Source organism: Ferrimonas senticii DSM 18821, assembly GCF_000422665.1.
Lineage (GTDB): Bacteria > Pseudomonadota > Gammaproteobacteria > Enterobacterales > Shewanellaceae > Ferrimonas > Ferrimonas senticii.
The window spans coordinates 88342-113521 of record NZ_KE383900.1 but is presented as its reverse complement, the minus strand read 5'-3'; the positions used below and the strand labels follow the sequence as shown (position 1 = coordinate 113521).

Below are 25180 nucleotides of genomic sequence, written 5' to 3'. Positions count from 1 at the left end.
TGGTGCAGATGGGGAGACTTGAACTCCCACGTCCTTTCGAACACTAGCACCTGAAGCTAGCGCGTCTACCAATTCCGCCACATCTGCGTTTCATCGTTGGTACGGGGGCGCATTATAGGGAGATTTCGGAGGTCGTCAACACTCTAAATCGACTTTATTTGAGTTTATTTACTGTCTGCGTAGATTTTGAACTTTGAGTCCTGATCTAGGATATTTACCCGTCCAAAAGCGTGATGCAGATCATCTCCGTAAGGCAGATGATGGTTAGCCACGATGATCAACTGGCCTCCGGGATTTAGTTTCGCCGCCGCATCGGCGATGAATTGCCGCGCGGTGTTGAAACTTTGGTCAAGGCCATGGTGAAACGGTGGGTTGGATACGATCAGATCGAACTTACCGCTAACCGCCGCCAAGCCATCCGATGGGTAAACCTTGCCCGATAAGCCGTGGCTGGCCAACGAACGTTCCGCTGCCGCGACCGCCATGGCGTTAATGTCGACCATATGCAGTTCAATGTTCGGATTGCGTTTGGCTAAAAAGGTACCGATAACGCCGTCGCCGCAACCAAAATCCAACACCCGGCCCTGTGGTTGCTGCGGCAGGTTTTTCAATAGCAGTTTGGTGCCAGGATCGAGGTTACCGTGACCAAAAACCCCTGGCAGTGACGCCAAGCTTAACTCGCCATCTGGGGTCGGTACTTGATGTTGCTGCCACCAAGCGTCGGCGCACCATGGCTGTTGTTCAAAGTTAACCCCGCGCAGCAACTGGCTGTGGGCGCCCGAGGCCAGCTTTAGGGCAAAGTGGCTCCATGGCGCGACCACTTTGGCGGCGGTGCGGATGCCGCCTTTGTTTTCGCCAAACCAATACAAGCATTCGCCGGTGGTGACCACACTGCTGGCGATGGCGGTCAGCAATGCCAGTTGCTCTTTGGCCTTCGGCATGCGGATCAGCGCGGCATCAAACTGGTGTTTCGCCAGCACTGTTGGTTCAAAGCCAAACAGCACCGTGGCTTTGCTGTTGCCAGCGCGCAGCGCTTCAAAGTGGACCAGATCTTGGCACAGCACGGTGACGCTGGCGCACTCTGCGGTCAAATGCGTCAGCAGCGTATCGCCATCGGCGTTTAGCAGCAGTAGGTGTTTACCGCGAAATTCATCCAGATTTTTTTGCACTAAGCGGCTGGGGTTGGTCAGGCTCATTGGGGGCATCATCAAACATATTTGCTGGTGATTATACGTTGTTGCATGGGCTCTGACCTACACTGAATAAAGCTGCACAATCGCTCCAATGTCGGCGTTCGGGATCAAAGCTGATGCACTTTGCATGACAGCGATTCCGCTTGGCCTTCACCGGTCAGCGCAACCAATACCATTAGCGTGACGCGGAGCGAACCCAAAGCAGTGATCTTCATTGGTCGAAGAAGCAGTGAGCACAAGGAATGTCGATGACGCTGAGAGTATCTATCTATCTGCTGGCGCTGCTAAGTATGGCGGCACAGGCAAAGATCGACGGCACCATCTACTTAGGCCAAGGTTTGGCTTACAGCGATGGCAGCAACATGATAGCGCCAGAGGGCGATTGGGAAACGCAACTGCAAGAGGTCGCCATTAACGCTAACTGGCGCATCAACCCGCGTTGGCGTATCGCCGGACAGGCGACTTGGCGGCAACTGGGGTTGTTGTCCGATGAAGATCCCGCCATCGATTACCTGTTTGCGCAATACCGTCATCCGTTGTCCTCGGGTCAACTGTCAGCAACCGCAGGACGCTATAAAATCCCGCAAGGCTGGTACAACGCCAGTCGTGATAGCGCCTTTAGTCGCCCCTCGATTTTGCTGCCAGGTTCCATTTACCGAGAGTGGAGCAGGGATGCGCAACTGCGCCGTGATGGCCTATTACTGCAAGGCTTACACTACCTTGGTGAACAATCGCTGACTTGGAATGTAAGTTACGGTGATATGCACTTTAGCGACGAGTTTAACACCACTTTGGTGGGTGTGGAGGGGGTGTTCGATACCAGTAGTGATGGCGCTTGGGATCTGTCAATCGAATGGCAGTATCAGCCCTGGTTGCAGCTGAAGTATTCCTATGTGAACACCGAAGTCAGTTTAATTAACAATTTTACCCAACCGACGCCGATATTCACTCCCAGTAGCCGCAATGAGGTTGACACCCATTTGCTCAGTTGGCGCAGCGATTTGGGCAATTGGCAGTTGACCGCTGAATATCTCAATCAACGGATGGATGTCGAGCTTATCGATTTTGGCTTAACCGTACCTCAGGATTCAGAAGGCGGTTATTTGCAAGCGCGCTATTTAGCCGGCGATGGCTGGCAGTGGTTTGGCCGGTATGACATCTACTACCCCAATCGTGATGACCGCGATGGCGCGCAAGTCACGCCCCCTGCGCCAGCCTATGCGGCTTATGCCAAAACCTGGAGCAGTGGCATTAGTTGGCAATTTCAGCGCAACTGGCAGTTGTCGGCGGAATGGCACTACACCGAAGGTGGCGCCTTATTGCCGCGTTGGCAACTACTGCTGCCGGGGCAACAAAAATACAGCAATCTCCTGTTGCTGCAGCTTGCTTATCGTTGGAACTGGAGCCTGTAGGAGGCCGCATGCGCTATTGGATAACTGCCATTGTGCTTGCTGTGGCCATGTCTGCCCCCGCAGCAGCAGTGCAAATTATCGTCAATCAACCTACGCTCGCCGAGGGATTAAGCCGCGCTGATCTGCGGGCCATCTATTCGATGAAGCGACAGTTTTGGCCAGATGGCACCGCCATTACCGTGGTGGTTTTACAGCCCAGCGATCCGTTACATAAGCAGTTCTGTAAACAAAAGCTGCAGTTATTGCCATTCCAATTGAATCGGCAATGGGATCGGTTGGTGTTCTCTGGCATGGGCGAACGACCCCAGCAAGCGGCCAATGCGGCCGAATTGTTGCGGTTGGTAAATGCCACCCCGGGAGCCATTGGTTATCTGCCTGAGCAGATGGAAGCACAGGGGTTGCAGTTGCATGTCAGTTTCTAATGTTGCCGTGTTGTCGCTGGTGGTATCCCCTGCTTTAGGAGGGATGCATGTCGATTGATGCCGTTGTGCCCTCCCGCTTTGTTAGCTTGCGCTGGAAGTTCATTCTGTCACTGATCTTAATGCTGCTGCTGGTTAGCTTGGTGATCGGGGTGTTGGCGATCCGCCGTTTTGATCAGCAACTGGATCAAGTGCTGCAGCAGCAGCAACAAATTTTGCAGCGCGATTACCAATTGCGATTGCGAGCTGAAGAGGAGCGCTTAATTGTTATTAGCCAAGAGCTCAATTTAACCTTGCGCGATGGTGACGATACTCTGCAAATAGAGCAGATGCGCCAGCGGATTGAGCAAAATTGGGGTGATTTTGAGCTGTTTTGGCGCTTGCGTGGTCTGCTGCTGGTGGATGAGCAATATGAGGTATTGATGTCGGTTGGCAGCGCCTTGCCGATGGAGCAAAGCTGGCTTGCCAGCAGTTTCAATCGCAGCGAACCGGTGCAACGAGTACGTTGCCAAAACAGCTGTTTTATTGAAGTGGCGGTGCCGATTTTGGTTGCTGGTGAGGTCAAACTGCTGGTGTTTGTCAGTGGTTTAGAGGAGGTACTGGGGCAGCTTGTGGAGAATCATCAGGTGCAGCTGGCGCTGATCAGCGGCGCTCAAGGTGGTCAAGGGCCGTGGCAACGGCAGGTGCTTAGCCTAACCAACCGCAGCAGCAACATGCGGCTGTTGTCGGAGACCAGCAGCCAACTGAGCTTGGACGAGATCAGCAGCGCCCCGCAGCGATTGTCGCTGTATCACACCAACTGGGTGTTTTTCGGTTGGTCGGTATCGCCTAGCAACGACACCTTACTGCTGTTTCGCGATATCGATCTGCTGGCTGGCAACGAACGGGCATTTCGCAATGAACTGTTGGGGATGCTGGCGGCGGCGGTGTTGATTGCTGGAGGGGTGGGGATCGCGCTGTTTTGGGCTCCGTTGGCACGACTGCGGCGACTGGGGGTAGTGTTGCCGATGTTGGCGCAAAGCCGCTTTGATGATCTGCGTGAACGGCTACAACGCCGCCGCAGTTGGTTTGCCGATGAACTCGGGCAGTTGGAAGTCACGACCCTAGAGGTGGCGAATCAGCTAGAGCGCCTAGAGAGCGATGTCGAGCGTTACACCGACGAATTACAGCGGATGGCGATGATGGATGCGCTGACCGGTCTGCCAAACCGGGCGATGTTCCACCACGAATTGGGCAAAGCGTTAGGCGCGATTGGCCGCACCGATGAACAGATTGCCCTGCTGTTTCTGGATCTGGATGAATTTAAGCGGATCAACGATACCTTAGGCCATGATATCGGCGACGAGTTGCTGAAGACGGTTGCCAATCGCTTGCAAAAAAGCGTGCGCTCGATGGATACCGTGTGCCGGCTAGGGGGCGACGAGTTCACGGTGATTGTTCGAGGTCTGGAATCGGAGTCGGACATTCACCGGATCATTCATCAGATCTTTACCAGTTTGCAGCAGCCGCTGCAGTTAGGCCGTAATACCCTAATCATCACCACCAGCATCGGGGTGGTGTTCTGTGATAATCCAATGGTGCGCCCAGAAGAGCTTTTGAAACGGGCGGATCTGGCGATGTATCAAGCCAAGCAGGCTGGGCGCAGCAACTATCGGGTGTTTAACGATCAGATGCTGGAGAGTGCCTCGCGGCGCTTACAGTTGGAGCAAGAGATCCGCAGCGCCTTGAGTGACGAGCAACTGCGGTTGTCGCTGCAACCGATTGTGTCGATGGACAGTGGTCGCATCATCGGCTTTGAAGGGCTGTGTCGTTGGCATCACCCCAAGCGCGGTTTGGTGATGCCGGAAGAGTTTATGGCTGAGGTTGAAGGCAGTGAACAGGGGATCGAGTTGGGTTATCGGATGCTAGAGCAGGCGGTCGAGATCCTGGCGCGGTTAACCAAAACTTTAGAGCGGGATGATTTCTTTGTGTCGCTAAACTTATCGCCCAGCCAGTATCTGCACACCAGTTTGGTGGAGCGCTTAGGGCAGGCGTTAGAGCGGCACCACGTTGCGCCGGCACGGTTGATGTTAGAGCTGACCGAAGAGGTGCTGATCAAAAGTCTCGACCGGGCGATGAACATTATGCATCAGCTGAAATCGATGGGATTGAAGATTGCCATCGATGATTTTGGTACCGGTTATTCCAGCTTAAGTTATTTGAAGCAGTTGCCGTTTGATGTGCTTAAGGTGGATCGCGGTTTTGTTGCCGATCTGGATAACTCTGACGTCGATCGCAACATCGTTACCAGCGTCATCGATTTGGCTCACAACCTTAAGCGAACGGTGGTTGCCGAAGGGGTGGAAAGTCACGACCAGCACCAGTTCTTACTCAAAGCGCGCTGCGACTATGCCCAAGGCTACCTGTATGCAGCGGCAATGGAGGAGCGGCAATTGATGAAAGCGTTGGCGCAGGTGGGGCCAAAATTTATCTGGCGAGATTGGCGTTCTGATACTCGCATCGCCGGTCGTGCAGGTAAAAAATAACCGCTGCCAGGCAGCGGTTAGTTAGTGGCTCAGTTTAGCTGGTTGAGCCGCGCTTCGATGGCATCCATCAGCATCGCGCTGATGTTGGTGCCAAACGCCTTATCAATCTCTTGCACACAGGTTGGGCTGGTGACGTTAACTTCGGTTAACTTATCGCCAATGACATCTAAGCCTACGAAGATTAATCCGCGTTTTTTCAATTCCGGAGCGACCGCGCGGGCAATCGCCCAATCACTGTCGGACAACGGCCGAGCTTCGCCACGACCACCAGCGGCCAAGTTGCCACGAGTTTCACCGCCCTGCGGGATGCGCGCTAAGCAGTACGGTACCGGTTCGCCATCGACCACCAGAATGCGTTTGTCGCCCTGTTTAATCTCAGGGATAAACTCTTGCACCATGGCGTAGTTATTACCCAGATTGGTCAGAGTTTCGATGATCACCCCAAGGTTATCGCCCTCTGGGCCGACCTTGAAGATTGATGCTCCGCCCATGCCATCCAGCGGCTTAACGATGATGTTGCCGTGCTCGGCGTGAAATTCACGGATCTTTTCGGCGCGGCGGGTGACCAAGGTGGTTGGGGTGTGTTCAGCAAACCAGGCGGTAAACAGCTTTTCGTTACAGTCGCGCAGACTCTGCGGCTTGTTGACGATCAAGGTGCCTTGCTCTTCGGCGCGTTCCAGCATGTAGGTGGCGTAGATAAACTCGGTATCGAACGGTGGATCCTTGCGCATCAAGATCACATCGAGATCCGTCAGTGGCCGCTCAACCGCTTCACCTAATTGATAGAAGTTGTCGGCATCCCGTTGCACGGTTAGCGGTTGCATCCGTGCCAGTGGCTGTCCCTGCAGCAGATAGAGATCGTTCATCTCCATGTAGTGCAATTCATAGCCGCGCTGTTGCGCTTCCAACAGGAACGCGAAGCTGGTGTCTTTATTGATGTTGATGGACGCAATTGGGTCCATCACGATGCCAAGTTTGATCATCTTTGTTCCTTGTTAGCCAAGATCGCCAAAACGAACTTGCAGAGCGGTAATCGCGGTCAGTGCTGCGGTTTCGGTACGCAGTACCCGTGGGCCCAACAGGATATCAGTAAATTGTGCGTCGGCGGCGGTGGCGATCTCCTCTGCCGACAAGCCGCCTTCCGGGCCAATCAACAACCGTGCCCGAGTCACTGGGGTAGGCAGGGTATTGATGCTGTATTGAGCGCGCGGGTGCAGGTTCAGTTTAAGGCCATCGTACGACTCTTGTAACCATTGCTCCAGCTTCATCACTGGGCGGATCTCTGGCACCACATTACGGCCGCATTGTTCACAGGCGGCGATGGCAATTTTCTGCCACTGCTGCAATTTCTTATCAAGGCGGTCGCCTTGCAGTTTGACGCCGCAGCGCTCGGACCACAGTGGGGTGATAACGTTAACCCCAAGCTCGACCGATTTTTGGATGGTGAACTCCATCTTATCGCCGCGGCTGATCACCTGCCCCAGTTCCAGATCCAGCGGTGATTCGGCGTTATGCTGTTGCACTTCGCTGATGCACACCACAACCGATTTCTTGCTGGCTTCAACGATGGTCGCAAGGTATTGGTCGCCGTCGCCATTAAACAGCATCAGCTGCTGCTCGGCTTGCATTCGCAGCACCCGACCAACGTGGTTGGCGCCATCTTCATCCAAGGATAAACGTTGCCCCAACGTCAGTGGTTGCGGCTGATAAATTCGTGGTACTCGCATGATCAGTTACATTGCTCGGCGATAAATGGGTTTTCCCAGCCCTGCTTTTTGCTCACCAACTGATGGCGGCGACATTCGTTGGCGTCGGCTGGGTACATTCGATTCCACCCAGCGTAGAGCTTTTGTTGGGATCGGGACAGACGCAAATTATAGCGGTCGGCCATGTAAAGGTAGGCACGGGCTACCTGACCGCGAGCGCGCACCGGTGGTTGGGCTTGGCGTTTTTTAAAGTCGACCACCATTTCGCAGCTGCCGTAGTTAACCGATTTGCCGTTCCAGTCGGTTAGGCCAAAGTTGGAACGGTCGCCGTTAACCTCGCCGATGGCCGGATAGAGGTTATGCATATCCGCTTCCATGCGGCGGAAGTTTCGGTCTTTACCGCAATTTTTGCGGCCACCATCTTGCCAACATTGCATCTGACGGCCGAAGTCGTAGGCCGGTACCACGTGTTCCCACTCGATCCGCTCGGCGCGTTCGCGTTGGGTTTCTTTACGCAGTTCATAACCGCAGCCATCTAAGTCGGGCACCAATTTTTTTCCTCGAGCGGAAAACTCACAGCCACAGTAGAACGACTGTAGCGGCAGGTTATTAACGTAGATTTTTCGCAACTCTTTCTTGGCAGAGCTGAATGATTGTGGGGTCGCGGCAGCGTTAAAACTCACCAGACACGCCAATAAAAATACAACAACAGGCATGAATACTTCGGTTATTAGTCGGTTACAAAATTAACTAAGCGCGGATTGTAGCGGGCTTTGGCACAGGCGGCAGCGATATTCTGCTTGGCCTCGTAAGATTTTGTTATGGCGACGGATAGTCAGTTGGTGCAAACGGCAGTTACAGCGATAGCTAAAGGTGCGCGGGGCGACCGCGCTGACATCAAATTGATGACGGGTATCTGGACGGACGGCAAACAAGTTAACCATCAGCGCTTGCCACTCGCGGCCGTGGGGTTTGACCTTGCCATACAGTTGCCACGCCAACAGATGGCAGACTTCATGCGGCACTACTTGATCGATAAAGGCTTGCTGGTTTTGCGCCGCAAGCACTGGATTAAAGCGCAGTCGATTGTGCTGTAAGTGAGCCGCGCCAGCGGCTTGCCCGCGCATGGCGAAGCTGATCGAGGGTCTGGGAAATGGCCGCTTGAGCTGGTTTTCGGCGTGTTGGTAACAACGCTCTACCTGCGCGGCGATGGCATCTTCAAAGCTCATGCCGCGCAGTATAACGCTAAAGGCCGTTACAACGTCATCGCCGCTTGTGCCAGCATCGCTTCTAGCTGTTCCACAATCGCTTTTTCGGCATTGACGTCGTGGCCGCTGACTTTCGGGGTGTGGATGTGGCCAACCGGCACGCGGCTACCCAGCAGTTCCGCCAACAGCACGCTGCGGTAGCTGATCTCATTCGATAGATAACCGCCGCCAGAGCCTTGGACTGACAGGGCATCGTCCAGTTGTCGCAGCGAACTGGCGCTGCGCTCGCCACGGTCAGTAGTGACTTTGCGGTTATCGTTGATGGCGTACTGGCCATGGGCTTTGAGCATGGCATTGGCGGGCAGGGTGAACTCAACAAATTCTGGCCCATTAAGCACTTTGCCATTCAGTTGTGGCGGTAATGGCTGCTTGCTGCTGGCTCCGGTCAGCACCCCGAGGTTATCAGCGGCGCTGGCGGAGCGATTGCGGCCGGGGAAGCGTTCTAGATCAAAATCGTCGCGTCCCATCGAGATGGTGACCACCATATCGACGCTGTTATCGCGGAAATAGGGGGTGAGCAGCGATTCCACCAAGCCGTTATCAAAATCGGCAAAGCGCACCGGTATCAGCACCGATTCAATCTGCACTTGCTTGTCGCCCAGTTGGAATTTAGTGCCATCCAGCACCATCGCTGCCAGCCCCGACGGATTGGACTGACCGATCTGACGGTCTAAGTTGAAGGGATCAAAGCCGGTGATCAGAATGCGGATATCACTGTCTGGGGCGAACTTAATATCGCTCATGCCACGGGAGGCTTTTTCAAGGGTGGTCAGCAATATGTCGCGCTGCCAGTCGGCCATCACAAAGTCCGGGCGCTGCTGTTTTAAGGCGATGCGGGTGGCTAAGCGGTCCCAATAGAGACTGCGATCATCAAGGTAGCCAGCTTGCACATCGGCAACGGCGGCACGCCATAAGTTGATGCCATCTTCGGCAACCTTGCGGGTGACGGTCAGTTCGTTGGTGTCGGCGCGATAGCGCGACAGCAAGTGGTCGATTTGCGGTTGGTAACGACCGGTCACCCCCGGCAGTTCGGTGATCGCCTGAGCATAGCGCTGCTCTTCGACGTTCATCGCGGTGGCTTGGCTGCTGGCGGCAAGTAAAGAGAGGGCAATCAGGGTGGCACGAGCCATAACACGCTACTCCATTAGCGAAAGGTATGGGCTGTAAGGTAACGCTGAATTGGTTAATAAAAAACCCGCACTAGGCGGGTTTTTCAATAACTTATGTTTCGCATCAAGCTAATTTTAACCGTTAATGCGAAGGGTAAACCGTTTCAATCAAGGCGGTTAACGCAATTGCTAGTGGGCTCTACCAATCAGTTAACCAACGCGTAGTGAGACGGTTTAAGCGAGCATTTACAGGCCAGCTTCTTCGCGCAGCGCTTCTGCCTTGTCGGTCTGTTCCCATGGGAACTCAACGCGGCCGAAGTGACCGTAAGAGGCGGTCGGCTGATAGATTGGACGCTCTAGGTGCAGCATCTGGATCAGGCCGTATGGACGCAGATCGAAGTGCTTGCGAACCAATGCGATCAGTTTGTCTTCTGGCAGCTTACCGGTGCCGAAGGTTTCGATGCTGATGGAGGTTGGCTCGGCCACGCCGATGGCGTAGGAAACCTGAATTTCACAGCGATCCGCCAGGCCTGCCGCAACGATGTTTTTGGCAACGTAACGGGTGGCGTAAGCCGCAGAACGGTCTACCTTGGATGGATCTTTACCGGAGAATGCGCCGCCACCGTGACGAGCCATGCCGCCGTAGGTATCAACGATGATCTTACGACCGGTCAGACCACAGTCGCCCATAGGACCGCCGATTACGAAACGACCGGTTGGGTTGATGTGGAACTTGGTGTCTTTGGTCAGCCACTTTTCTGGCAGAGTTGGCTTGATGATCTCTTCCATTACGCCTTCGCGCAGATCTTCCAGAGATACCGATTCTGCGTGCTGGGTAGACAGTACTACCGCATCGATGCCGGCGACGGTGCCGTCAGCGTTGTAGGCGAAAGTTACCTGAGACTTCGCATCTGGACGCAGCCAAGGCAAGGTACCGTTCTTACGAACTTCCGCTTGACGCTTAACCAGACGGTGAGAGTAGGTGATTGGAGCTGGCATCAGCACGTCGGTTTCGTTAGACGCGTAACCGAACATCAGACCTTGGTCGCCAGCGCCTTGCTCGCGTGGGTCAGCTTTATCAACACCTTGGTTGATGTCTGGAGACTGCTTGCCGATGGCAGACAGAACCGCACAAGAGTTCGCGTCGAAGCCCATGTCGGAGTGGATGTAGCCAATCTCGCGTACGGTTTGACGGGTGATCTCTTCAATGTCTACCCAAGCGGAGGTGGTGATCTCACCGCCAACCATAACCATGCCGGTCTTTACGTAGGTTTCACAAGCTACGCGAGCTTTTGGATCTTGCGCCAGAATGGCGTCCAGTACCGCATCAGAGATCTGATCGGCGATTTTATCCGGATGGCCTTCGGATACGGATTCTGAAGTAAACAGATGACGTGCCATTAAAGGAACTCTCCCGTCGGAATATCAAAAATTGTTGGTAGATGCTTCTACGTCTGGACGGCTATTCTATGGATTTTGCCGTTGATTGCCAGTGTTGGCGGCAAAATAAACCGTTTTAAAGTCACAGTTTTTGCTCAAGTGTAGTCGTTGGCCAAAGGCTGGTTTGCGCTAGGGCAGGATTTGCTTAGTTTTACCTCTTGGCGTCTTGCTTTGCGTTGTAACTGGTTGATAATTTGAACGACTAGTTGGCACCAGCAGGGATTGAGTGTGCCGTTAACTACCTCAAGGAGCGACAATGAATCGGGCGATACCGGCAATCTGTTTCGGCGGCATAACGGCACTGTTAAGTCCCGCGGTATATCCACAAGGGCCTGATTTGATGTTGGCCAAGGCCTATCACCAAGACGTTGATCTAACGGTGTATTTGGTCAGTGAAAAGTTTGACGGCATGCGTGCCTATTGGACCGGCAGCAAACTGGTTACCCGCGGCGGCAGCGACATCAATGCCCCAAGTTGGTTTATTGAAGATCTGCCGGACTACCCGCTAGATGGCGAACTGTGGCTTGGCTACGGCCGTTTCCAAGAGTTGATGAGCGTGGTGCGTGATGCCCATTCCCGCGATCAACGTTGGCATCAAGTGCGCTTCTTGGTGTACGACCTGCCGATGAGTCTTGACCCATTCTATGTGCGCAATCGAGAGCTACAACAACTGCTGCAACGAATCGATCAACCGCATCTGCGGGGTGTACGCCAGCACAGTTTGGCCGACCGCAAGGCGTTGCAAGCGATGCTTGAAGAGGTGCAACAGCGTGGCGGTGAGGGGTTAATGCTGAAACGCTACGATTCGCCCTATTTGGTTGGCCGATCATCGTTAATGCTCAAGCTTAAGGTGTATCAAGACGCGGAAGCAGTAGTGTTGGAACATCTGCCGGGCAAGGGCAAATATCATGGCCAGATGGGGGCGCTGTTGGTGCGCGATGCCAGTGGTCGTCAATTTGCGCTGGGTAGCGGCTTTAGTGATGAACAGCGACAAAATCCACCGCCGGTGGGCAGTACCGTCACTTATCGCTTTAATGGCTATACCGATTCTGGATTGCCACGCTTTGCGCGCTTCGAGCGATTGTTTACCCCGCTGTAGGCAAGCACTTTGGCTTAAATCCATGAGCTGATAGACAGTTATCTGGTGATAATGGCTAAAGAGCTCGGCAATTGGGTCATCGCAATTGCGTCAGCGTTTACAAATCAGGACAATAGCGCCGCCCGTTTGGGCGCGTTGGGCTCTGGCAACAACAATCGGTTGGTCGCAACCACCGGGTTCTCGCCGTAATGACCGTTCGTCGTCATTAGATCAACGCTAAAATCGAATACAATTTGATAAATCAGGGCACCTTAAGTGACCGGAAGTGTCACCGTGCTCTAAAAATTCTCTGCACTCAGGAGTCATAATGTCATCCCGTAAAGAGCTCGCCAACGCCATCCGCGCGTTGTCCATGGACGCTGTACAACAAGCAAACTCTGGCCACCCTGGCGCCCCAATGGGCATGGCGGATATCGCTGAAGTCTTATGGCGTGATTTTCTGAAGCACAATCCATCCAACCCGAACTGGGCGGATCGCGATCGCTTCATTCTGTCTAACGGCCATGGCTCGATGCTGATCTACTCGCTGCTGCACCTGTCCGGTTACGATCTGTCTATCGACGATCTGAAGCAGTTCCGTCAGTTGCACTCTAAGACTCCTGGTCACCCAGAGTTCGGTTACGCCCCTGGCGTGGAAACCACCACTGGTCCTCTAGGTCAGGGCATCACCAACGGTGTTGGTATGGCACTGGCTGAAAAAGTACTGGGCGCGCAGTTTAACCGTCCTGGCCACGACATCGTTGATCACCACACCTACGTGTTTATGGGTGACGGCTGTCTGATGGAAGGCATCTCCCATGAAGCCTGTTCGTTGGCGGGTACCTTGGGTCTGGGCAAACTGATCGCGTTCTGGGATGACAACGGCATCTCCATCGATGGTCACGTAGAAGGTTGGTTCTCTGACGACACCCCGAAACGTTTTGAATCCTACGGCTGGCACGTTATTCCAGCGGTCGATGGCCACGATGCTGCCGCCGTTAAAGCCGCGATTGAGGCTGCCAAAGCCGAAACCAACAAGCCAACTCTGATCTGCACCAAGACCATCATCGGTTTCGGTTCGCCAAACAAGTCTGGTTCCCACGACTGTCACGGCGCGCCGCTGGGCGAAGCAGAGATCGCTGCTGCCCGTGAATTCCTGGGCTGGAACCACGGTCCATTTGAGATCCCAGCTAACGTATACGAAGCGTGGGACGCCAAAGCGGCCGGTGCCGAGCACGAAGCGGCTTGGGATCAGAAATTTGCGGCTTACCAAGCCGAGTTCCCAGAGCTGGCGGCGGAACTGCTGCGTCGTCTGGCCGGCGAACTGCCAGCCAACTGGACCGAGCACGCTGACAACTACGTGGCCGAGCTGCAAGCGACCGCCAACAAGGTTGCTACCCGTAAAGCTTCCCAAGACTGTCTGAACGCCTTTGGCCCAGTGCTGCCTGAACTGCTGGGCGGCTCTGCCGATTTGACCCCATCTAACCTGACCAACTGGTCTGGTTCGCAGTCGATCTCTGCCGAAGACGCTTCTGGTAACTACGTGCACTACGGTGTACGTGAGTTCGGCATGAGCGCCATCATGAACGGCATCACCCTGCACGGTGGCTTTAAGCCATACGGCGCGACCTTCCTGATGTTCATGGAATACGCCCGTAACGCGGTGCGCATGGCAGCGCTGATGAAGCAGCCAACCATCTTCGTCTACACCCACGATTCCATCGGTTTGGGTGAAGATGGCCCAACTCACCAGCCGGTTGAGCAAGTGGCATCACTGCGTATGACCCCGAACATGAGCACCTGGCGCCCATGTGATGCGGTGGAATCCGCAGTAGCGTGGCGTCACGCAGTAGAGCGTAAAGATGGTCCATCTTCACTGATCTTCTCGCGCCAAGGTCTGGCACCGATGGTGCGCGACGATGCCACTCTGGCTAACGTTGCCAAGGGCGGTTACGTACTGAAAGACAGCGCTGGCAAGCCAGAGCTGATCCTGATCGCTACCGGTTCTGAAGTGGAATTGGTGATGGCAGCAGCAGAGCAGCTGGAAGCCAAAGGCAAAGCGGTAAGGGTGGTTTCCATGCCAGCCACCGACGTGTTTGACGCGCAAGATGCCGCTTACCGTGAATCGGTACTGCCATCTGATGTAACCAAGCGCATCGCCGTCGAAGCGCTGATCGCTGACTTCTGGTACAAGTACGTGGGTCTGAATGGCCGCATCATCGGCATGACCACCTTCGGTGAATCTGCGCCAGCGGAAGAGCTGTTCAAGATGTTCGGCTTCACCGTTGATAACGTGGTTGCCACCGCCGAAGAGCTGCTGGGTTAATTCTCAAACGCCCTGAAATGAACAAGGCCCCGATAGTGATGTCGGGGCCTTGTTGTTTCTGCGGTTCGCGCAGGTCGTCGGCCAGCGCTTTGGTCGAATCGGCTTAGGCTTTATTACCCAGTTTGACCTTGGATTCATCGACAAACCACAGCACTTCGTTGCGACGGCGGCCGACAATCAGCGCTTGTTCGGCGGCAAACAGAAACGCTTTCCAGCTGCGGCGAAACGCGCCGTAGCGGGTTTCGATGATGTGATCGGCATCGTAGCAGACGTAGACGATGGTGTTGGGATCCCAGTTCAGGTAATCCGCCAGTTCTGCAGGCAGTTGCAACTCGTCGCTGTCAAACGCGGTTTCCCAATTGACGCTGCCATGCCAGTTGGCTTTGTTGGCCAGCCATTCATTGGCTTCTAGTCGCTCTAAGTCAATCGCTTCAGCACTGACTTCACGCTGCCACACTTGGTTGGCGTATTGGCGCACCAGCGGTTTGATGGTGGCTTTGTCGTCGTCGCTGATCGCCATGTCAGCACGGTTGTATACCCAGCTTAGCGGGTAGTCGGAGAGGGCTTGGTAGTTCATTGCTGCAATAGCCAGAGTGATTTGCCGGCTACTTTAGCAGATAACGGCGCTCAGGCTAGATGGCTGAAGCGGCTGATTGCAGCCGATTCCCCCACAGGTTTACACTGCCTGCCACTGCGCGCGGCGGTAACTGCCCAAGCGATCAACAAAAATTAAGGAAAACGACGATGGCAATTTGGAAACGACCGATCGATCTGACGCAATTAAACGCCCGGGGCGATAACTGCTTGGTGGCGCATCTAGGGATGCAGGTAACCGGCTTTGATGATCAGTCGATGTCGATGAGCATGCCGGTGGATAATCGCACCCATCAACCGCTAGGGCTGCTACACGGCGGCGCCAGTGTCGCGCTGGCGGAAAGCGTTGGTTCAATTGCCGCCAACTATTGTGTGGCAGAGGGCTACTATTGTGTGGGCTTAGATATCAATGCCAATCACGTTCGAGCGGTGCGCAGTGGTCTGGTGATCGCGACGGCGACCCCGGCTCACCTAGGGGCAACCACCCAAGTTTGGCAGATTGAGATCCGCGATGAACGGGAGCGTTTGGTCTGTACCAGTCGCTTGACCATGGCGGTGTTGAAACACAAAAGGTAAATAATGAAACACAAAGGTAAGCAATGACAGTTAAAGGTAACCCGTGAAACTGAGCTTCTCTCAGGGCACCTTGATTGCCAATCCTAACGAACTGATGGTGCGTTTGGATGGCCCTGCCCGAATCACTTTCCAAGCCGGTGCCGACAACATTCAACTGATCGGCATTGCTAATGTCATCACTGGCTTCGGTGGTGGCGTCAGTTGGTCGTTGCAACTGGATAACGATGAACAGTTGATTGCTCTGGCGCAAGAGCTAGGACTAGCGATCAAAGCGGCTAGATGAACTCATAGCAATTCAATCTTGCGATTATACCAATTCACGTAAGTACATGGTTTATCTAGTGCGCAGGAGAAATCGTTTCAATCAAGGCACTCAACGCCGCTGCTAGTGGCTCTACCAGTAAGTTGAGTAACGCCGAGTGAGACGATTTAAACCAGCAATAGTAATTAGATATTTGGGTGAATTGGTATTAAACCCTCTTTGTTGTGTGGATGTACTAGCCTGACATTGTTCGTCGCGGTTTCGTGGCGGGCCTTAGGGATGTAACCAACTCAAGGAAGAGCGTCATGAATAACACCCATTCGTTAGCCGCCACGGCCGTGGCGGCAATTTTGCTATCTGGCTGCAGTGGCGGCGGCAGCAACAGTGCCCCTGAAACCATTGGTGGTGGCAGTGCACCGCCACCTCCTACCACCACTGCCTTTGAAGTCACCCTAGATGCCCCTGACAATTTATTGACCAGCCAACAGTGGCATTGGAGCGATGCGCTGTTAGCGCGAGCCTACGCCATTGATGGTAATGATATCGAGGCTGAAAACATTGCGGTTGCGGTGGTTGATAGCGCTGGCAACGTAGTTGAAGTTGTTGATATTCCCTCAGAAAGCTTGGTGCGAGATGACGCCACCGGTACTTGGACGGTCGAGATCCCCGGCGATCCGCGTTTTGATTGTGTGGTGCTGTTTGACTTGGATGGGGTGCCAACCCTAACGGTTGGTCAGCCGTTGCCAGACGATGCCATCTACGCGCCGACCACAGCGGTAAGCATTAATGCTGACATCGCCTCGACAGCGGCTTACCAGCAGTTTCTTGAGAGTATCGAGGAGGGCTTAAGTTTTGCCGATTTGGGGCTTGATCCCACCAATGCCGCCGATGTTGAGCAGGTCGAGGCACTGGTCAATGAGGTGCAGCAACAATTTACGAACCTGCTTAGTGATAATGGCATCAACCTGAGCGGTTACAGCAGCGTCGCCGAGTTAATGGTGGCGATCGATGGCGTAGTCGACGAGGTGGTCGAGCAAGCGGTAGCCGATATGGATGGCAGTGCCGAGATCAGCATCGGCGCTGAATTTGCCGACGGGCAGAACGGCTTAGTGTACTTCGATAGCTACCTAGAAGCGCTGCCAGCAGCTGGCGATCTTGACGAAGTTGGCTCGGCGCCGACGTTTGATTACGGCACGCTGACTCGCACGGCTGAGAGCTTTGCCGAATACGATTATCAGCAAGATCAGTGGGGCGAGTTGGCGGAGCTTACCAGTGCTGATGCCGAAGGGCCATTGCTGCTTACCGACAGTGGCTGGCAGCGAAGCGCCGATATTTTTCAGTTCAGCGCCGTCAATGACGATGGCAGCGTCAACTTCAAAGATCTGCTGACCGAGACGCCTTACGTTATTCGCTCGGATTTCAGTGTCAATCTTGCTGGGCGCGATATGGCGGACTTTCTCGCGACTCGGCCATCAACGCAAACCTTGGCCAGCATCATCGAAGATAACGCCAGTTTCGGTGACGGGGCTTTGGCTTATCGGCTTAACGATGGTTACAGCAGCGATACCTATCTGCTCTATTTCGATGATGGCAGCGGCGAGGCGGTACAACGTGTCGATGCCAGTGGTGATCCCGAAGCGCAAAGCGTTGCGACTCTCGCCAGTTTGCCGGTGGCGGCCGACAGCGATGGGATAGCCGGAGCATTGTTGCTGCCCGCAGAGCTGGATTACGATCTGCTGGTTAAGTTACTGGATGATGATGGCCTGACCGCACAATGGTACAAACTGCCGCAGCAGGGGGAGGCGACCATGGTTGCCGCCGGCAGTTATGCCGAGGTCACTGTCGCTGAACAAACGTTGTGGTCATTGACGTTGCCAGCGGCGCTAGCGGATCTTGCTGGCGCGGCGCTGCCAGCCACATTGATTGTTGCGGTGTATGACGATGTCGTTCATTGGGGCGAGTTGAGCCCTGCTGGCATGAATGATCGCAGTTGGGTATACAACGCCAGCGCCGGCGATGCGCTGATCAACGCGGCCAATTTCGTTTACAACGATCAGTTTGCTATCGGCATCGATAACGCCTGCCAGATTGAAGGTAATTACGAGGATGAAGCCTATGATGGCCTCGGTGGCCCCCGGCCGGAAGACGCTCACAGTTTCCGCGCCTTTCAGCGTGTGGTGACCTTGTGCCAAAGTAAATCAGGCTCCGATCTGAAGTTCACCACCGAGCTGGTCAGCGGCCAAACCATCGAGTTGTTTGATGGCGAAGCATACACCTTTAATGCTGGTGGCAGCGGTACCTTTGTTGATGGTGACGAAAATGTGCCGTTTAACTGGCAAGTGGACGATGGCATGTTGGTGGTGTCGGTAACCGACATTGCCGTGACCGGTACCTCTGGCACCGAGTACACCATTAGCGATAGTGAACATTTTGCGGTGGTGGCCAGTGACGGCCAAGGCGGCTTTGATTTACGTGGGTTCTACCGTATGAGCGTCTTTAGTGAGATTGGTGCTTATGAGGGGATCTTGCCGCTCGATCCTTCGCAAGGGGAGATCTTCCAGTTGCAGGTGACAATTCCACTGCCTTAGCAGTAAGCAACAACTACAAAACGGCCACGGTAATAGCGTGGCCGTTGTTACGTTTCAGCGCTGTTGGTATAGCTTAACTTGGGTAATTTTATTGTCGGTGACGGTGACCACTTCCAATTGGTGGCCGACAATGGTCAGAGTGGTGCCCGCGGCAGGGATCCGCTGCAGTTGTTCGACAATCAGGCCATTTAGGGTTTTGGGGCCATCGGTGGGCAGTTCCCAGCCGGTTTCTCGATTGAAATCGCGTAGGGTGATTGAGGCATCGACCAACAAAGCGCCGTCGGCCAGCTGCTGAATATCATCGCTGGGTGGGCCTTGAAGGCCAGTGGTGAAATCGCCGACGATCTCTTCAAGGATCCCTTCTAGCGTTACCAAGCCTTGAATGTCGCCATACTCATCAACTACTACGCCTAGTCGCTCTTTGGCGCGCTGAAATTTTAATAACTGCACGTTGAGCGGCGTCCCTTCGGGGATGTAGTAGACCTCTTCGACCGCCCGCAATAGCGTTGATTTATCCAGTTCGCCCTGCTCGCGGGTAATAAGTCGCAGTACATCCGACAGGTGCATCATCCCCACCAGATCATCGATGTTGTCGCGATACAGTAGCACCCGGGTATGTGGCGACCGAGTCAACTTACGCATGATCACCTTGTAATCATCATTGATGTCGATGGCGTACAGATCGGCTCGGGGGATCATGATGTCTTCGACCGTGACTTTTTCAAGATCCAAAATCGACACTAGCATCTCTTTGTGACGACTGGGGATCAGTGCCCCAGCATCATGAACCACGCTGCGCAGTTCATCGGCAGTTAGGGTGTCATCGTGGCTTAGGGATTTAACCCCAAATAGCGCCAGTAGGGCGTTACTGATGGCATTAACCAGCCATACCAGTGGATAACACAGGGTCATCAACGGTTTGAGGATAGCGGAGTTGGGGAAGGCGATCTTTTCTGGGTAAAGCGCCGCTAGAGTCTTCGGCGTGACCTCGGCAAAGATCAGTACAATCAAGGTGAGGCCGCCGGTAGCGACGGCCGGTCCCCAAGCGCCAAACCAACGTTCACACAAGATGGTAGCGAGGGTGGCGGCACCGATGTTGACGATGTTGTTGCCGATTAAGATCAGGCCAATCAAGCGGTCTGGCCGCTGCAGCAGTTCGTCGGCGCGTTTGGCGCGATGATTGCCGCTTTGCGCAAGGTGGCGCAGGCGGTAGCGATTCAGTGCCATCATGGCGGTTTCAGTGCTTGAGAAAAACGCGGAGATCAACAGCAGTACAACCAGTGCAATCAGCAAACTGTCGGTGGCGATAGCGTCCAAAAATTCCAATCCGTTCCGTTGATTAGATTGCCATCAAAGCGATGGTGGGCAACAGTGTCAAGAGAGAGGTAACAAAAAAGGCGCTAAGAACAAGGTTCTTAGCGCCTTTTTTGTCAGTAAGACAAGTTCCTTTAAGAGCCGCTCGTTAGTTTAAGAACAGCTCTTTAACCACGCGACTGCCAAAGTAAGCCACAGTCAGCAGGCCCGCGCCGGTAAAGGTGTAGGCCACGGCGGTTGGGATGCGCATCCCGCGCCAGTGGTTTTGTGCCAGCATGATGGCGTACACCACCCAAGCGGCACTCGATAAGATCACCTTATGACCAAAGCCGTCGCCCAAGAAGTTTTCCAAGAACAGCCAGCCGGTCAGTAGCGAAACCGACAGCATCACAAAACCGACCCAGATAAAGTGGAACAGCTGTTTTTCGACGGTCATCAGCGGCGGCAACGAGCTATTAAGCATCAGTTTGCGGTCTTTCAAACGCTTGTTAATACCCTGCAATTGCAGAGCATACAGTGCAGCCAACAGCAGCAGTGAGTACGACAACAGTGAGATAATCACATGGGTCCACACCGCGGGTTTGGCTTCAAAATTGGTGATGTATTGCGGTGGCAGCAACCATAATCCCGCCACCGATATGATTGCTAGGGCATACACCGCCGGCGCAACAATGATCACCTTTAGCCGCGGCAGCATTACCGTCACCGCTAGCGTCAGCAACCAGACGATCAACGATGAGGTGTTGGTGAGGCTGAAATTCTGCCCCTGGTCTAAGAAGATTTCGCCGCTAAGCACTAAGCCGTGCATGGCCACCGCGACCGCGGCGGCGATGGTGGCTTTGGTGCGATCCGGCCCATCTGGGTGCAGCAGCTTGGAGGCCACCAGAACCAGTGCAACGACGTATCCGAGGATCGCCGGTATGGATAGAAACTCCATGATTTCCCTTAATCTTGAAAGCTTTTGTCAACGGCCTCGGCGGCGCAGGGTGCACCGTAAAGGCGGTCGAAATGGCGGCGTTATTGGTGTAAATCCGCGCCATATTGGTCGTTCAAGCATACCATGCCAAAACGTATGGCGGCAGCGGCTTTCGGTGTGATCTGTGTGGCAGAGTTGTTAGGGCGTGTTGATGTTTGGGTTTCAGAATTTGGTCGAGGATAGCGGTTGTCAATCGAGGATTGCTATTGAAGGCATAGTGGCTCTACGTCGAAATCGTATGACGAAGAGTGACAGCCGCTAGTCCGACCCTGCAAGGCGCCCCTTAGTGAGCCCTAAACAGCAACATTCACTAACCAAGATCAATTTGCTGTCGAAAATAGGCATTAGTGGGCGCAAAAATATACGGCAAAGGTCAACACGCCCTAGCCCAACCCGCGAGATTGGCGATGGTGGGCAACGGTGGCGTGGGGCTGTTATACTGCCGCCCTATTTTTGAATTCTACGTGGTAAAGCAAGGCGATGTTTAACAACCTCTCCGAGCGTTTGAATCAAACGCTAAAGAACATCAGCGGTCGCGGTCGACTGACCGAAGACAACATCAAAGACACCCTGCGCGAAGTGCGGATGGCGCTGTTGGAAGCGGATGTGGCCTTGCCGGTTGTACGCGAGTTTATCAACAAGGTGCGTGACCGCGCCTTGGGCGCTGAGGTGAACAAGAGCCTGTCACCAGGTCAGATGTTCATTAAGATCGTCCAGTCCGAGTTGGAAAACGCCATGGGCGAGGCCAACGAAGCGTTGGACCTGTCCTGCCAGCCGCCAGCCGTGGTGATGATGGCCGGTCTGCAAGGTGCCGGTAAAACCACCTCGGTTGCCAAGCTGGCGAAGCACCTAAAAGAGAAGCACAAGAAAAAGGTGCTGGTGGTGTCCGCCGACGTTTACCGTCCGGCCGCGATCAAACAGTTGGAAACCCTAGCCGGTGAAGTTGGCGTTGAGTTCCACCCATCCGACATCAGCCAGAAGCCGATTGCGATTGCCACCGGTGCGATTGAATTTGCCAAGAAGCAGTTCTTCGATGTGGTGATCGTCGATACCGCAGGGCGCCTGCACGTTGACAGCGAGATGATGGCTGAGATCATCGATCTGCACGCCGCCATCAAGCCGATTGAGACCCTGTTCACCGTTGATGCGATGACCGGTCAAGATGCCGCCAATACCGCTAAAGCGTTTAACGAAGCACTGCCGTTGACCGGGGTGATCCTGACCAAGGTCGATGGTGATGCTCGCGGTGGTGCCGCGCTGTCTATCCGCCATATCACCGGAAAACCAATTAAGTTCTTGGGTGTTGGCGAGAAAACCGAAGCGCTGGAGCCATTCCACCCAGATCGGATCGCCTCGCGGATCTTGGGCATGGGCGATGTGCTGTCGTTGATCGAGCAGGTTGAGTCTAAGGTTGATAAAGACCAAGCGGCTAAACTGGCGCAGAAGATCCAAAAAGGCCAAGGCTTTGACCTTACCGATTTTCGTGATCAGCTGCAGCAGATGAAGAACATGGGCGGCATGATGAGCATGCTCGACAAGCTGCCGGGGATGAGCAACCTGCCGCCAGAAGCGCTGGCGCAGGTGCAAGACGATAAGATGACCAAAACCATGGAAGCGATCATCAACTCCATGACCCCGAAAGAGCGCGCCCGTCCAGAGATCATCAAAGGCAGCCGTAAGAAGCGCATCGCCGCTGGTGCCGGCACCAGCATTCAAGAGGTCAACAAGCTGTTGAAGCAGTTTACCCAGATGCAGAAGATGATGAAGAAGATGAAAGGTGGCGGTCTGAAGAAAATGATGCGCAGCATGGGCGGGATGATGCCGCCGGGGATGAAATTCCCCCGTTAATTCGTCCTTTGCTTTGAACAAGACCTGCTGCTTAGAGCACAAGAGCCAAAGCAATAGAACAGCCTCCGAACCATCGGGGGCTGTTTTGTTTTACTGCTTGCAGCTAAGTAACACTGATAAGCCAACGGATCATTGCTCACTATTATTAGCATGGAGTCGGTAACCTGTTTTTCAGACGGTTTTGCTTTTAGGCTTAAGCAGTTAGCTCAATTGGGTGATTTACTGCGGCGTTATTCTTAGCCACAGCTGGTGGCGGCTACTGGTTATCCACAGCATAACCACTGCACTGAAGTGGCGCAGCTTGGGCGGTGAATTAGTGGTCTGGTGGCCTTGCATTGACCAAGCTTTCAGGTAAAATCGGCGGGCTTTCTACCTTGGGGCCATTTCTTGGCCCCAATTTTATTCACCATTAGAGGATGTAAACCGTATGGTAACCATTCGTTTGGCTCGTGGCGGCGCAAAAAAGCGTCCTTTCTACTCTGTTGTAGTTGCGGACGCTCGTAGTCCACGCGATGGCCGTTTCATCGAAAAAGTGGGTTTCTTCAACCCTGTAGCTCAAGGTCAAGCTGAGAAACTGCGTCTGGATCTGGCCCGTGTTGATCACTGGATCGGTCAAGGTGCAGCGGTTTCTGACCGTGTAGCTTCTCTGATCAAAGACGCTCGTAAAGCGGCTTAATCAGGTTTGGTAGGGCAACTGATGACCAACACTCAACAGATGATCGTAGTGGGCAAACTTGGCTCAGCCTACGGCATTCGTGGTTGGCTGAAGGTAAACGCCTTTACCGACGAACCCGAAGGAATTTTCGCTTACACCCCTTGGACCATCGGTTCCGAAGGGCAACAGCGTGAGATCAAAGTATTGGAGTGGCGTCGCCACGGTGGTGGTCTTGTGTGCCGCCTCGAGGGTATCGACGACCGCAACGCTGCAGAGCGTCTGACCAATGCTGAGATCAGCATTCACGCTGAGCAACTGATTGAGCTGCCAGAAGACGAGTTCTACTGGCGTGACTTGGTTGGCTGCGAAGTGGTTAACACCCAAGGCTATCAGATGGGTACCGTAACTGGCTTGCTGGAAACCGGTTCCAATGATGTGCTGGAAGTGAAAGCCAAAGGTAACGATGCCTTCGGCAAACGGGAGCGTTTGATTCCGTTTGTGACCGACCAATTCGTCCTTGAGGTCGATGTGGTTGGCAAACAAATTAAAGTCGACTGGGATCCAAGTTTTTAAGCTAAGGAGCTCTCTATGTGGTTAGGGGTAGTAACCCTGTTTCCCGAGATGTTCCGTGCCATTACTGACTTCGGGGTAACTGGTCGAGCCGTGAAAAACGGCTTACTTTCGGTGCAAACGTGGAATCCTCGTGATTTCACCCATGATAAGCACAGCACTGTGGATGACCGTCCTTACGGCGGTGGCCCAGGCATGCTGATGATGGTGCAACCACTGCGTGATGCCATTCACGCCGCCAAAGCGGCAGGCGGGGAAGGCACCAAGGTGATCTACTTGTCCCCTCAGGGGCGTCGTATGACGCAAGCTGGGGTGGCCGAGCTAGCCACCAACGAGCGCATGGTACTGGTGTGTGGTCGTTACGAAGGTATCGATGAACGCATCATTCAGGCGGAAGTCGATGAGGAGTGGTCCGTTGGTGACTACGTACTCAGCGGCGGAGAGCTGCCAGCGATGAACCTAATTGACGCGGTGTCCCGTTTGGTGCCCGGCGTGTTAGGCAAAGCCGCTTCGGCAGAGCAAGATTCGTTTTCGGACGGTTTGCTGGATTGCCCTCACTACACCCGTCCTGAAGTGCTGGATGGCCAGCAGGTTCCGGAAGTATTGCTAAGCGGCAATCATGAATTAGTTCGAAAATGGCGCCTCAAGCAGTCCCTAGGACGCACTTGGGAGCGACGTCCAGAACTCTTAAATAACCTAGCTCTGACTGACGAGCAGGCGAAATTGCTTGCCGAGTTTGTAACCGAGAAAAACGGTTAAGCGTTAGAGTTTTCAGTATATCTAGGATGAGAAAGATTATGAGCAATATCATCAAGCAGCTTGAACAAGAGCAGATGAAGAGCGACGTACCAGCGTTTGGCGCTGGTGATACCGTTGTTGTTCAGGTACGTGTAACTGAAGGCGACAAAACTCGTCTGCAGGCATTCGAAGGCGTAGTTATCGCTAAGCGTAACCGCGGTCTGCACTCTGCGTTCACTGTTCGTAAGATCTCCAATGGTGAAGGTGTTGAGCGTGCGTTCCAGACTCACTCTCCACTGGTAGAAAGCATCACTGTTAAGCGTCGTGGCCGCGTACGTCGTGCTAAGCTGTACTACCTGCGCGAGCGCAGCGGTAAGTCTGCACGTATCCGTGAGCGTCTGAACTAAGATCCCTTAGCCTCTGGCTAATCGATCCGACGTTTCGGTCTGAACGGCCCCGCCATCTGGCGGGGCCGTTTTTGTTTGTCGCGGTGGATTCTTGTCGCTTATGACTTTGTTGATATGGCGCACTTGCCTTTGAAGTTGGCGTCAGTGACTTATTTACAACAGTTACTGCCCTTGGC

The 25180-nt window shown here is 54.1% G+C and carries 23 protein-coding genes and 1 tRNA gene; 13 read left to right on the top strand and 11 right to left on the bottom strand.

Annotated features, from left to right (window positions below; all coding sequences use genetic code 11):
- Together G506_RS0117260 and G506_RS0117255 are read right to left on the bottom strand one after the other, a co-directional pair.
- Positions 1-87 (bottom strand) — tRNA-Leu (locus G506_RS0117260).
- A 77-nt stretch (positions 88-164) separates the two neighbouring features.
- On the bottom strand, positions 165-1196 hold the full coding sequence (locus tag G506_RS0117255) for a methyltransferase (RefSeq protein WP_035387484.1): 1032 nt from the start codon (positions 1194-1196) through the stop codon (positions 165-167).
- Positions 1197-1441: 245 nt separating this feature from the next.
- On the opposite strand from G506_RS0117255, the gene G506_RS0117245 reads away from it, so the two are divergent.
- From G506_RS0117245 to G506_RS0117235, 3 genes are read left to right on the top strand one after another with little or no spacing between them, the layout of a single operon-like run.
- Positions 1442-2605 carry a TonB-dependent receptor gene (locus G506_RS0117245; protein ID WP_035387483.1) on the top strand — a complete coding sequence of 388 codons (1164 nt, stop codon included), beginning with the start codon at positions 1442-1444 and terminating at the stop codon, positions 2603-2605.
- Positions 2606-2613: 8 nt separating this feature from the next.
- Positions 2614-3027 carry a type 2 periplasmic-binding domain-containing protein gene (locus G506_RS20095; protein ID WP_035387482.1) on the top strand — a complete coding sequence of 138 codons (414 nt, stop codon included), beginning with the start codon at positions 2614-2616 and terminating at the stop codon, positions 3025-3027.
- A 47-nt stretch (positions 3028-3074) separates the two neighbouring features.
- Entirely contained in the window at positions 3075-5549 is a 2475-nt protein-coding gene (locus tag G506_RS0117235; RefSeq protein ID WP_028117959.1) for a putative bifunctional diguanylate cyclase/phosphodiesterase, read from the top strand.
- 29 nt (positions 5550-5578) lie between these two features.
- On the opposite strand, the gene gshB is transcribed toward G506_RS0117235, so the two are convergent.
- The 6 genes from gshB to metK form a co-directional block, all read right to left on the bottom strand.
- A complete protein-coding gene (gshB, locus tag G506_RS0117230; protein WP_028117958.1) occupies positions 5579-6532 on the bottom strand; it encodes a glutathione synthase in 954 nt (317 codons plus the stop codon).
- Between the two features lie 12 nt (positions 6533-6544).
- On the bottom strand, positions 6545-7276 hold the full coding sequence (rsmE, locus tag G506_RS0117225) for a 16S rRNA (uracil(1498)-N(3))-methyltransferase (RefSeq protein WP_028117957.1): 732 nt from the start codon (positions 7274-7276) through the stop codon (positions 6545-6547).
- A gap of 2 nt (positions 7277-7278) precedes the next feature.
- The gene (locus G506_RS0117220) at positions 7279-7971 is read right to left on the bottom strand and encodes an endonuclease (RefSeq protein ID WP_028117956.1); all 693 of its coding nucleotides are present in this window, start codon (positions 7969-7971) and stop codon (positions 7279-7281) included.
- 30 nt (positions 7972-8001) lie between these two features.
- Complete coding sequence (locus tag G506_RS20090; protein WP_035387481.1) at positions 8002-8484, bottom strand: SprT family zinc-dependent metalloprotease; 483 nt, start codon at positions 8482-8484, stop codon at positions 8002-8004.
- 26 nt (positions 8485-8510) lie between these two features.
- The gene (locus G506_RS0117210) at positions 8511-9653 is read right to left on the bottom strand and encodes a C15 family peptidase (protein ID WP_028117955.1); all 1143 of its coding nucleotides are present in this window, start codon (positions 9651-9653) and stop codon (positions 8511-8513) included.
- A 225-nt stretch (positions 9654-9878) separates the two neighbouring features.
- Complete coding sequence (metK, locus tag G506_RS0117200; RefSeq protein WP_028117954.1) at positions 9879-11033, bottom strand: methionine adenosyltransferase; 1155 nt, start codon at positions 11031-11033, stop codon at positions 9879-9881.
- A 295-nt stretch (positions 11034-11328) separates the two neighbouring features.
- On the opposite strand from metK, the gene G506_RS0117195 reads away from it, so the two are divergent.
- Together G506_RS0117195 and tkt are read left to right on the top strand one after the other, a co-directional pair.
- Positions 11329-12171: a DNA ligase gene (locus tag G506_RS0117195; RefSeq protein WP_028117953.1), complete on the top strand. Its 843-nt coding sequence runs from the start codon at positions 11329-11331 to the stop codon at positions 12169-12171.
- Positions 12172-12478: 307 nt separating this feature from the next.
- Entirely contained in the window at positions 12479-14476 is a 1998-nt protein-coding gene (gene tkt, locus G506_RS0117185; RefSeq protein ID WP_028117952.1) for a transketolase, read from the top strand.
- A gap of 103 nt (positions 14477-14579) precedes the next feature.
- Here the strand turns inward: tkt and G506_RS0117180 are convergent, their stop codons facing one another.
- Positions 14580-15053 (bottom strand): DUF2947 family protein, encoded by a 474-nt coding sequence (locus tag G506_RS0117180; RefSeq protein ID WP_028117951.1) that lies wholly within the window; start codon positions 15051-15053, stop codon positions 14580-14582.
- A gap of 167 nt (positions 15054-15220) precedes the next feature.
- On the opposite strand from G506_RS0117180, the gene G506_RS0117175 reads away from it, so the two are divergent.
- The 3 genes from G506_RS0117175 to G506_RS0117165 all read left to right on the top strand — a co-directional run bounded on the left by G506_RS0117175 (position 15221) and on the right by G506_RS0117165 (position 18496).
- Positions 15221-15646, top strand: coding sequence for a hotdog fold thioesterase (locus G506_RS0117175; protein ID WP_028117950.1), 426 nt, complete (start codon positions 15221-15223; stop codon positions 15644-15646).
- A gap of 43 nt (positions 15647-15689) precedes the next feature.
- Positions 15690-15929, top strand: coding sequence for a DUF3389 domain-containing protein (locus tag G506_RS0117170; RefSeq protein ID WP_028117949.1), 240 nt, complete (start codon positions 15690-15692; stop codon positions 15927-15929).
- A 284-nt stretch (positions 15930-16213) separates the two neighbouring features.
- Positions 16214-18496, top strand: a complete 2283-nt coding sequence (locus G506_RS0117165; RefSeq protein WP_028117948.1) for a hypothetical protein — start codon at positions 16214-16216, stop codon at positions 18494-18496.
- A gap of 54 nt (positions 18497-18550) precedes the next feature.
- On the opposite strand, the gene G506_RS0117160 is transcribed toward G506_RS0117165, so the two are convergent.
- Together G506_RS0117160 and G506_RS0117155 are read right to left on the bottom strand one after the other, a co-directional pair.
- Positions 18551-19813, bottom strand: a complete 1263-nt coding sequence (locus G506_RS0117160) for an HlyC/CorC family transporter (RefSeq protein WP_028117947.1) — start codon at positions 19811-19813, stop codon at positions 18551-18553.
- Positions 19814-19958: 145 nt separating this feature from the next.
- Positions 19959-20747 carry a cytochrome C assembly family protein gene (locus tag G506_RS0117155; protein ID WP_028117946.1) on the bottom strand — a complete coding sequence of 263 codons (789 nt, stop codon included), beginning with the start codon at positions 20745-20747 and terminating at the stop codon, positions 19959-19961.
- A gap of 519 nt (positions 20748-21266) precedes the next feature.
- Between G506_RS0117155 and ffh the strand changes: the two genes are divergently transcribed.
- The 5 genes from ffh (at position 21267) to rplS (ending at position 25004) form a co-directional block, all read left to right on the top strand.
- Positions 21267-22634, top strand: coding sequence for a signal recognition particle protein (gene ffh, locus G506_RS0117150; RefSeq protein ID WP_028117945.1), 1368 nt, complete (start codon positions 21267-21269; stop codon positions 22632-22634).
- A 427-nt stretch (positions 22635-23061) separates the two neighbouring features.
- Entirely contained in the window at positions 23062-23310 is a 249-nt protein-coding gene (rpsP, locus tag G506_RS0117145) for a 30S ribosomal protein S16 (protein WP_028117944.1), read from the top strand.
- A 21-nt stretch (positions 23311-23331) separates the two neighbouring features.
- Positions 23332-23862 carry a ribosome maturation factor RimM gene (gene rimM, locus G506_RS0117140; RefSeq protein ID WP_028117943.1) on the top strand — a complete coding sequence of 177 codons (531 nt, stop codon included), beginning with the start codon at positions 23332-23334 and terminating at the stop codon, positions 23860-23862.
- A gap of 15 nt (positions 23863-23877) precedes the next feature.
- Positions 23878-24618, top strand: a complete 741-nt coding sequence (trmD, locus tag G506_RS0117135; protein WP_028117942.1) for a tRNA (guanosine(37)-N1)-methyltransferase TrmD — start codon at positions 23878-23880, stop codon at positions 24616-24618.
- 38 nt (positions 24619-24656) lie between these two features.
- A complete protein-coding gene (gene rplS / locus G506_RS0117130) occupies positions 24657-25004 on the top strand; it encodes a 50S ribosomal protein L19 (protein ID WP_028117941.1) in 348 nt (115 codons plus the stop codon).
- The last annotated feature ends 176 nt before the right edge of the window (positions 25005-25180 follow it).